Annotated in this window: 6 protein-coding genes, 1 rRNA gene, 1 other RNA gene and 2 pseudogenes; 4 read left to right on the top strand and 6 right to left on the bottom strand. The window is 60.6% G+C overall.

Annotated elements, in window-relative coordinates:
* Positions 1-247 precede the first annotated feature (247 nt).
* Positions 248-363 (top strand): 5S ribosomal RNA (gene rrf, locus HOLFODRAFT_RS0202410).
* Positions 364-418: 55 nt separating this feature from the next.
* On the opposite strand, the gene HOLFODRAFT_RS0202405 is transcribed toward rrf, so the two are convergent.
* Genes HOLFODRAFT_RS0202405 through HOLFODRAFT_RS0202395 form a run of 3 tightly spaced genes read right to left on the bottom strand, consistent with a single transcriptional unit; the run spans position 419 to position 2,919 of the window.
* Positions 419-1,108 carry a Rossmann-fold NAD(P)-binding domain-containing protein gene (locus HOLFODRAFT_RS0202405; protein ID WP_005032007.1) on the bottom strand — a complete coding sequence of 230 codons (690 nt, stop codon included), beginning with the start codon at positions 1,106-1,108 and terminating at the stop codon, positions 419-421.
* A 34-nt stretch (positions 1,109-1,142) separates the two neighbouring features.
* Positions 1,143-2,156: a helix-turn-helix domain-containing protein gene (locus HOLFODRAFT_RS0202400; protein WP_005032009.1), complete on the bottom strand. Its 1,014-nt coding sequence runs from the start codon at positions 2,154-2,156 to the stop codon at positions 1,143-1,145.
* A gap of 13 nt (positions 2,157-2,169) precedes the next feature.
* A complete protein-coding gene (locus HOLFODRAFT_RS0202395; protein WP_005032011.1) occupies positions 2,170-2,919 on the bottom strand; it encodes an SDR family NAD(P)-dependent oxidoreductase in 750 nt (249 codons plus the stop codon).
* A 230-nt stretch (positions 2,920-3,149) separates the two neighbouring features.
* Between HOLFODRAFT_RS0202395 and rnpB the strand changes: the two genes are divergently transcribed.
* Positions 3,150-3,510, top strand: an RNA gene (gene rnpB, locus HOLFODRAFT_RS23445) — RNase P RNA component class A.
* Between the two features lie 188 nt (positions 3,511-3,698).
* On the opposite strand, the pseudogene HOLFODRAFT_RS25675 reads toward rnpB, so the two are convergent.
* Positions 3,699-4,145: pseudogene (locus HOLFODRAFT_RS25675) on the bottom strand (GGDEF domain-containing protein); the annotation flags it as partial.
* Positions 4,146-4,529: 384 nt separating this feature from the next.
* Between HOLFODRAFT_RS25675 and HOLFODRAFT_RS24225 the strand changes: the two are divergent.
* The gene (locus tag HOLFODRAFT_RS24225; protein ID WP_148300324.1) at positions 4,530-4,751 is read left to right on the top strand and encodes a hypothetical protein; all 222 of its coding nucleotides are present in this window, start codon (positions 4,530-4,532) and stop codon (positions 4,749-4,751) included.
* A gap of 735 nt (positions 4,752-5,486) precedes the next feature.
* Here the strand turns inward: HOLFODRAFT_RS24225 and HOLFODRAFT_RS25670 are convergent.
* A pseudogene (locus tag HOLFODRAFT_RS25670) lies at positions 5,487-6,542 on the bottom strand (ligand-binding sensor domain-containing protein); the annotation flags it as partial.
* A 91-nt stretch (positions 6,543-6,633) separates the two neighbouring features.
* On the opposite strand from HOLFODRAFT_RS25670, the gene HOLFODRAFT_RS0202385 reads away from it, so the two are divergent.
* The gene (locus HOLFODRAFT_RS0202385; RefSeq protein WP_005032015.1) at positions 6,634-7,791 is read left to right on the top strand and encodes an MFS transporter; all 1,158 of its coding nucleotides are present in this window, start codon (positions 6,634-6,636) and stop codon (positions 7,789-7,791) included.
* Here the strand turns inward: HOLFODRAFT_RS0202385 and HOLFODRAFT_RS22450 are convergent.
* Positions 7,755-8,483: a class I SAM-dependent methyltransferase gene (locus HOLFODRAFT_RS22450; RefSeq protein ID WP_005032017.1), complete on the bottom strand. Its 729-nt coding sequence runs from the start codon at positions 8,481-8,483 to the stop codon at positions 7,755-7,757. The two genes, HOLFODRAFT_RS0202385 and HOLFODRAFT_RS22450, sit on opposite strands and share 37 nt — an antisense overlap.
* Positions 8,484-8,541 lie beyond the last annotated feature (58 nt).

The raw sequence follows: 8,541 nt of genomic DNA, 5'->3' as shown, positions 1-8,541 counted from the left end.
AGGTCGCATGTGTAAGCGCAGTAATGCGTTGAGCTGAGCGATACTAATTGGTCCACTGGCTTGACCTTTCATCAATCAATTACATTTGTTTTTTTGCAGAGTGCAAAAAACAAGATCAGCGAGCTGCGGGCCTGAGGGCGCGGAGCATTCGGAGAGACGATTGTTTCAATCGCTTCGCCTAAATACCCTTCGACAAACACAACGAAAAGAATTTTCAGATTTCCGAAGGAAATCTGAAAGAGCCCTTCGTCGTGGCTATACCCTGGAGGTCACACCCGTTCCCATTCCGAACACGGCAGTTAAGCTCCAGAGGGCCGATGATACTGCCAGGGACACTGGTGGAAAAGTAGGTCGCCGCGACGTTAAATAAACACACGCCCCCGAAAGGGGGCGTTGCTGTACCTGCTGAAATTCATGGTTACATCTGCGTGTTCAACGGATGGACATTCGCCAAGCGGTTCAGCTCCCGCGCCTCCAGCACGGCATTTGACGCACCTCGCTGGGCTGCGGTGAGCATGGCCCAGCCGAGACTTTCTGTGCTCAGGATGACCCCAGGGGCGAACTTGTTGATCAGCCAGATGAAGGGGCCGCTCAATGCATAGAAGATGCGATACCACTGGGTCCGTGAGCGGATGCCGTGCCGCGGCTGGATGAACCCTGGGCGGAAGAGGTAGACCCGCCCGAAGGGAAGGCGCTGGAGTGCATTCTCGGTGCGGCCCTTGACCCTGGCCCACATGGACCGGCCCCGTTCGCTGCTGTCTGTTCCAGCGCCCGAGACGTAGATGAAGGTCATGCCTGGATTCAGGCGAACCAGTGTCTCGGCGATGGACAGGGTGAGGTCGTAGGTGAGCCGCGTGTAGTCCACCTCACCCAATCCTGCCGCCGAAACCCCCAGACAATCGAAGCACGCATCGGCTCCCTGGAGATCGGACTCCACCGCTGACAGGTCGAACAGGTCTGGCGTGCAAACCTCCTTCACCTTGGGAAGAGACCGCCCTGTGGCCGCCCTCACCACCGCCACGACCTGCGTGACGTTTTCATCGCGCAGGCATTCCCGCAGAACGCCCTGGCCGATCATCCCTGTGGATCCAAACAGCACGACCTTCATCTTCGCCTCCTAGGCTGCAGGTGGAATTGGGGTGTCAGTTCTCAACCATGGATTGCCGGGATCGCCAATTCGCAGGAGTGGTGCCTTCCCACTGCCGGAAGGCGCGATAAAAGGATGGCGAGTCCTCATAGCCCAGAAGGTAAACGATCTCCTTCAGATCCAAGGATGGATTCAGAAGGTATTCCCGCGCGAGTGCCCTGCGGGCTTGGGACAGGAGATCACGAAACGTGGAACCTTCTTCGGTGATACGGCGCTGGAGGCTGCGCGAACTCATCCCCAATTCCTTGGCAACCTCCTCGATCTCGGGCCTGCCTGCCGAAAGAAACCGAGGCAGTATCTGTCGGACTTGGTCAGTGGCCCTGGGGGTGGATGTGAGCGCTCTGGAGGCCGCCTCCAATTGGGGGGTCAACATGGCGAGTAGTTCTTCGTTGTGGGTAGCAAATCGGAGATCCAGATCGGCACTTCGAAACACCAGGCGGTTGTGACGAGACCGGAACTGCATCTTGCATCCATAGAACTCACGCCGGAGGCCGGACCTGTCATCCGCACACATGAGTTCTACACGGAGGGGGTGAAGGTCGGTACGCGTACCGGAGCGCCCGAGCTGAACCAGGGATCCAAAAGTAGCGTCCACTAACGCTTCGGGGACTTGGCATCCACCATGGGGCCACTCGGGCTCGATCACGCATTCCTGGGGTCCATTTGTGATCCTGAGTAGCTCCGGCGAGCACAGGTGTTTGAACCGGGCCACTCGCGCCAGGGCGTCCCGGAAGTCACGGGCATGGTGGGCCGCTAGGAAGGAGGGCGGAAGTAGGGCGGGTTCGAGGCCCATGATGAGCCTCAGCCCGGCGGCGCAGCCAGGAGCCAGTTCGCCTATGGCTTGCCAAAGAAGAAAGAACTCCTCGGTGCGGAGAGAACCCTCGTGGGCAATGCGGGCGACGGGCAGCTTCGCGTGTCGAAGCACCTCGTCGGAGGTGAGGCCCAGAGCCCCGAGTCCGACCCAGAAGGTCCTTGGAATCTTGATTTGGTCCGGCATCTGGGTCGGCATGGGGATCACCTTTCTACTTGGCCTGGTAGCCACCATCAATGCTCAGGACATGTCCGACGACGAAACTAGCTTCATCCGAGAGCAACCAGGAGATGCCATTGGCAATTTCTTCTGGTTCGCCAATACGACCAATGGGGTGCGATGCAGCCAACTCCTGCTCATTCATCTTGATCTGATCGGCGATGATATCCGTCCGGATGGCACCTGGGGCCACGGCATTGATGCGAACCCCCTGGGCGGCATGATCGAGTGCTGCTGATTTGGTCAAGCCAACCACGGAGTGTTTTGTAGCGACATAGGTTCCCGTCCACGGGAAGCCGTTCAGGCCCGCGACAGATGCCAAGTTGACGATCGAACCTCCGCCCTGCTTGAGCATCTGCGCGATCTCGTATTTCATGCTGTAGTAGACGCCCATGACATTAACTTCGAACATCGCGCGGAACTTCTGAGTGTCCGATTGATCAAGGGTGGCGGCTTCGTTGTAAAGTCCTGCGTTGTTGACCGCCATGTCGAGACGACCAAACTCCGCGACGATCTGGTCGATCATCGCTTTGACGGCGCTCTCGTCAGCCACGTCATTTTGGATGAACCGCACTTGAGCGGCACCCGTGGCAACCGCTTCAATTTCCTTGACGGCTTCAACCCCGATTTCCTTGCGGCGACCACTAATGACGACAGTGATGCCTTTGCTTGCGAGTTTTTTGGCAGTGGCCTTACCAATGCCGGTGGCGCCGCCGGTGATGAGGGCTACGGGTGTGGTCATGCGGATCTCCAGGACGGGTGGCGGGATATACCCCACGCATCAAAGAGTAGGAACACGGCGCCCTGCGTGCATTGTCCGAACGCGCCAACTCTATTGCATAATACGCCAATTGCTTATCGCCCTCCACATAGGCGATGACGCGTTCGGCCGATCCTGCTGGTTCGTACTGCATCCAGAGTCCTTATGGGGGTTCTCTTCCATCATACGGGCTCGGGCCGTGTTAGCATTGGGGTGTGGATCAGGGTGTCGCTGCGGTTCGCCGCAGAGGAAAGTCCGGACTCCGTAGAGCAGTGGGCCAGGTAACGCCTGGGCGGGGTGACCCGACGGAAAGTGCAACAGAGAGCAAACCGCCGATGGCCGAAAGGCACAGGCAAGGGTGAAACGGTGGGGTAAGAGCCCACCGCCGGACCGGCAACGGGACGGGCACGGTAAACCCCCCACGGAGCAAGACCAAATAGGCTGGTGTGTTCCGCAAGGAACGTAGGTCGGCTCGGCTGAGCCAGCGGGTAGGTCGCTTGAGTTCCGCAGTGATGCGGTCCCCAGAGGAATGACATCCCTCGACAGAATCCGGCTTATCGATCCACCTGGGCCCCGCGAGGGGCCTTGCTTGCATTCGAGGAGACCAGTTGCAGAAGTCCCATATGCAGCAGGGATTCCAGGTCCTGTGGAAGATCTCCAGGGGCCTGGATCAGATTCATGTGTTGGGGTAGCAGGCCCATCCATTGGTTCCGCCCCTCGTCCTTGGCCTGGTAGAGGCACTGGTCCGCCAGTTCCAGGACTCGCTGCCAGGGGACGGCCTTCAGATTGCTCTCGCAGACGGGGTAGGGGGCGAACCCGATACTGCAGGTGCGCCTCAGGTGCTCCCCTGATGGGATGACAAACCGGTGACTCTCTACGGATTTACGGATGCGTTCCGCCAGGACGATGGCATCTTCCCTGCGGGTCTGCCTGGCCAGTATCAGGAATTCTTCGCCCCCGTATCGGATGACGGTATCGGAACCGCGGGTGGCGGTCTTCAGGACTTCGCCGAACTGCAGCAGTACTGCGTCCCCGGCCTGATGGCCATAGTGGTCGTTGACCCATTTGAAGTGGTCGATATCGACCATCAGGAACAGCAGGTCCATGTTCTGACCCGACTGCGATTCCTCCCGGCGCATGCGCTCCACCTCAGACATGTCCCTTGCGATGATCGCGTCCAGGAAGCGCCGGTTCTTCAGCCCAGTCATGGGATCCGTCAAGGTCTGCTCCTGCAGGTTCAGATTGGCGCTCTCAAGCTCCTGGGCCAGTGAATCCGACAACTTGAGGAGAATCTCCAGTTCCGTGTTCCTCTGCTTGAGACTCCGGACATGCCAGTAGATCAGTTTTGTCAGTACACTCAGCAGCAGAGCTATCCCTAGAGCCCGAAGCCACCACCATTGCCACCAGGCCGCCTTGATAGAAAAGTGGAGTTCTGTGAGCGGACCCCAATCACCCTGCTCCAAACGGCTCCGGAGCTGCAGGGTATAGTCACCTGGACTCAGGGCGGCGATATGAAGGTCTCGGCTGCGGGTGGTCTTCCACGCCCCCCCATCCCCTCGGTCGAGGAGGTAGGCATATTCCAGGTTGTCGGCGTGAACGAAGCTGGTGCCAGTGAATTGTACGGAAAGATCATTCTCGCGGTGGTCGACTGTGCTCCCTCCCTGGTTGGCCAGGGCAAGACGCCCCAGATGGGCGGAGACCAGAAGGACGCCTGGAGGGCTTGGAGGCTCTATTCGCCCCCTTCCGGTGTAGTGCGCCAAGCCCGTGCTGGTGCCTATCCATACCTGACCGTTCGGTTCCGCCAGGAAGGCTAGGGCGTCACAGTCCTCCCCCACGAGGCCATTGAAGGCCCCGAAATGTCTTCGGACATCTCCCTGGAACACGTCCACCCCTCTTCCACCCCCAACCCAGAACCGGCCCTTGGCATCCTCTCCCAGCAGATAGGTTGTATCCGAAGACAGGCGCCGGGCCGAATCCCAATGATCAATGAGGGAGGGCGTACCGCTTGGGTCCACCTTGAAACGGGAGATGCCCATGGGTTCAAAGTAGGCTACACGGAGTTCCCCGTTCCCGGAGAGATTCAAGTATGAAACATGGTCCTGCTTCAGCCCTTGGGAATGATTAAAGTGGCGCCATGATCCGTGCTCGCGGAGCGCGACGCCGTGCTCAGTCGCCGCCCACAGCCTTCCGAGGGGATCCGCAAGAACATGACTCACCCGTTCCGGTCCCCAGCTTCCCAGGGCTTCCGGGACGGCCTTCCAGGTGCCAGCGTGGAGCGAGATGCGGAAGAGCCCGTCCCCATCGGTGCCCACCCATATTCCCTCGGCACTGCTGGCCAGGGAAAGGACCTTCCGGGTTTGAAGTCCGGCTCCCGGCCCCAGGCGTTGCCGGATAGCGCCAAATAGATCCAGGATCAGGACCTCTCCTTGGGCTGTTCCGGCCCAGAGGGTGCCGTCCGGCCCCTCAATCAAGCTGCGGATGGCATCCCTACGAGTCGCCGGGATGGGGCGCCACCCCTCATGGGTTCCCAAGGCGAGGCCGAGACTCGTTCCAACCCACAGCTGCTGGCGAGAATCCCGCATGATTACCCAAACCTCATCGTGAGGCAATCCTTCCTGGGTGGTGTATGCCCCCCAGGTGGAGTTCCCCAGGTCTCTGTGGATGCCCTGGCCCCCTAGCCAGAAGGAGCCCTCGCGGTCGACCAGGACGGTCCATGGGGAAGCTGTTGGCAAACCCTGGCGCCGGCCCAGGTGGGTGACTGCGGATCCTCGGATGGAAAGGAGCCCTTCGTCTGTCGGTACCCAGATCTGGCCATCCGGGGCGAGGTAGCATCGCGAACCGCTCTGGGTTGACGTGGTGAAGCGGGTATTCAGGAGGACGAAGCTTTTTGCGCCTGGATGCAGGATCCAAAGGTGGGCGGTTGATCGGGCCAGGACCCTCCCGTCCGGGTGGACCAATAGATCCAGGATTGGTTCGCTTTCAGGGCTGGGTTCAGGTGCGGGCTGTTTCCACACCCCTTGATGGTTCCGGAAGAGCACTCTGGGGCCCGCGGAGAACCAGACTCCTTGCGCGCTCATGCATACGGCATTGGCCTCTCCTTCCGGCCATCCTGCCAAGGCGGTGACTTTCCCTCCGGGTTCCAGCACGAAGGCTCCGGCCGAGGAGGCTACCCAGAGCCTCCCGCCCCTGTCGAAGGCGATGGCGTTGATATGCGGAAACGCTTCGGGAACCGGGAAGGGGACAGGCTTGAATCCTCTTCCATCAAGGTGGGCCAAGCCGTTCCATGTGCCTACCCAGACTCCTTGCTCAGGGGTGGAGGCCAGGGCCGTGATATAACCCGATGGTAGCCCCTGCTTGATGCCAAAGCCTTGGAATCGCTGCCCATCGAAGCGGAAGAGATTGCCCTGGGTGCCGACCCACAGGAAGCCTTCGGCGTCCTGTAGCATGGAGGTGACGGCCAGATTGTCGAGCCCCTGCTCGATTCCGTAACTCCTGAAGAGTTTTCGAGCCTGGGGGAGCGGTGGCAGCTCTGCACCACGCGTCTCCTGTGCTCCCAAAGAGAGGAGCAGGACCAGGGAAATCCAACGGATCCAACTGGAAATCATGGATTACTCGAAGTGATCAGGCAGATCTCTATCGGCAGCCTATCTGGGCTCTACGAGTATTGAAATACCCGAGGAACAGGTAGGATCAGGCATGGCACTTCTTAGACCCCGCACCTCGGCCCTTGTGGTCGTATCTGCTGCTCTCTTTACCGACACGCTCCTCTATTACCTTCTGGTTCCTTTGCTGCCCATCTACTCAAGGGACTTCGGGTTCTCCCAGATGCAGCTGGGGCTGCTATTCGGCAGCTATTCTGCGGCGCTGCTCCTTGGAACCCTGCCCCTCGGTCGCCTGGGAGACCGCTTTGGAAGGCGCTACACCATGCTCTGGGGACTGGTGGGGCTGGGGGGAACAACCCTTCTCTTCGCCTTCTCCCGCTCCTTTTGGCTGCTGCTGGTGGCCCGGGTCCTCCAGGGCCTCTCCGCCACGGCCACCTGGACATCTGGCATGGCCCTCATGGCGGATCACTGGCCTTCTGAACACCGAGGCAAGGCCATGAGCACCTGCTTCGCCTTCGCCAACCTGGGGGTCTTCCTGGGACCGCCCATCGCGGGTTTTCTGGCCGAGCATTTTGGCCTGAGGGCTCCCTTTCTCTTGGCGGGGGGGCTGGCCATCCTGGATGCCCTGGCCCGTGCCTTCCTCCTGGAGGATGCGCCCAAGGAGAAGGGAGAAACTCTGGAATACCGGGCACTTCTGAAGAACGGCACCGTGAGGCTCTTCGCAGGTGCGACGGCCTTGGGAGCGGGGATCTGGGCCACCCTGGAATCCACGCTTCCGCTCCACTTCGACCGTGTCATGGGTTGGCGCCCCTCCTCCATCGGCCTCTGTTTTGCTGTGGCGGCTCTGGGGCATACCCTGACCTCGCCTCTGGCGGGCGCTCTTGCTGATCGCTACGGGCATCGGGGCATACTGCGGATCGGACTTGTCCTGATCCTCTTCCTGGCGCCTCTGCCGGTATTCTTCCAGGCTTCCTGGATCATTCTCGGATCCATGGCAGGGCTTGGACTCGCGACCTCCCTCGTCATGAGCCCAGCCAGCCCGGCTGTGACGGACGCTGTGGAACGCATGGGGAGTACCAGCTACGCCACGGTATTCGGTCTCCTGAACCTCTCCTACGCGATGGGGATGATGGTAGGCCCCATCTTGGGGAGCGCTGGGGTGGAGGCTCTGGGCATTCGGAGCACCATGTTGCTGCTGGGGCTGTTTTTCGGGGCCTACGCCCTGGGAGTGGGGCGGGAAGTCGCACGATAGATCCGACGCTCCGAGTTGCGGTCCAATGAGTGACCTTCCAGATCACCCCGGGGGGCCTGGACCTCAAAGCCCGCCAGGATCAGGAAGTCCAGGACCTCTTGGTCCTCCGGAATCCAGATGTCGTGCCGGAATCGCTCGCCCTGGTGGATGCGGTCCGTCAGGACCCTGCGATGGTCCGGGCTCCAGCGGACCCGTTCCCGGTAGCCGCCGCGGGCATTGAACCAGGTGTTCTCCATCCGGGAGATGCCATCCTCCAGGTAACTTCGGCTCACCAGATCCAGCAGGAGCACCCCCCCTGGGCGCAGGATCCGGTGGAATTCCTGGAGCTGGCGCAGGTTCTCTTCCTCGCTGGCGAAATAGCCCCAGCTCGTGAAGGCGCAGAATATGCCATCGGCCACTCCCGATCGGAAGGGCAGGGCCCGCAGATCAAGGCGGGCCAGGGCTCCGGGGTATTCACTCTGGTGGCGGTGGAGGTTCAGAGGGCTCAGATCCCCACCCACCACGCGAAAGCCCCGATCCTCCAGAGCAGGGCGGAGGCGCCCCCAGCCGCAGGGAAGGTCCAGCACCAGACTTCCCCTGGGGAGGTCCAGCATGGTCGCGAGGGCTGTGCCCTCCTCCTGGGCTTCAGCTTCCTTGCATTGGTAGATATCGAAGTAGAGGGGATGATCGAAATCCCGGACGAACCATTCCATGGAGAACCTTCCTGAGAATGATTATCCGGTGGATGAACGCAAAAGGGCACTGAGCTTC

The sequence above is a fragment of the Holophaga foetida DSM 6591 genome (genome assembly GCF_000242615.2).
GTDB lineage: Bacteria > Acidobacteriota > Holophagae > Holophagales > Holophagaceae > Holophaga > Holophaga foetida.
Note: the sequence above shows the minus strand (reverse complement) of the source record. Positions and strands in the feature narration are given on the sequence as shown.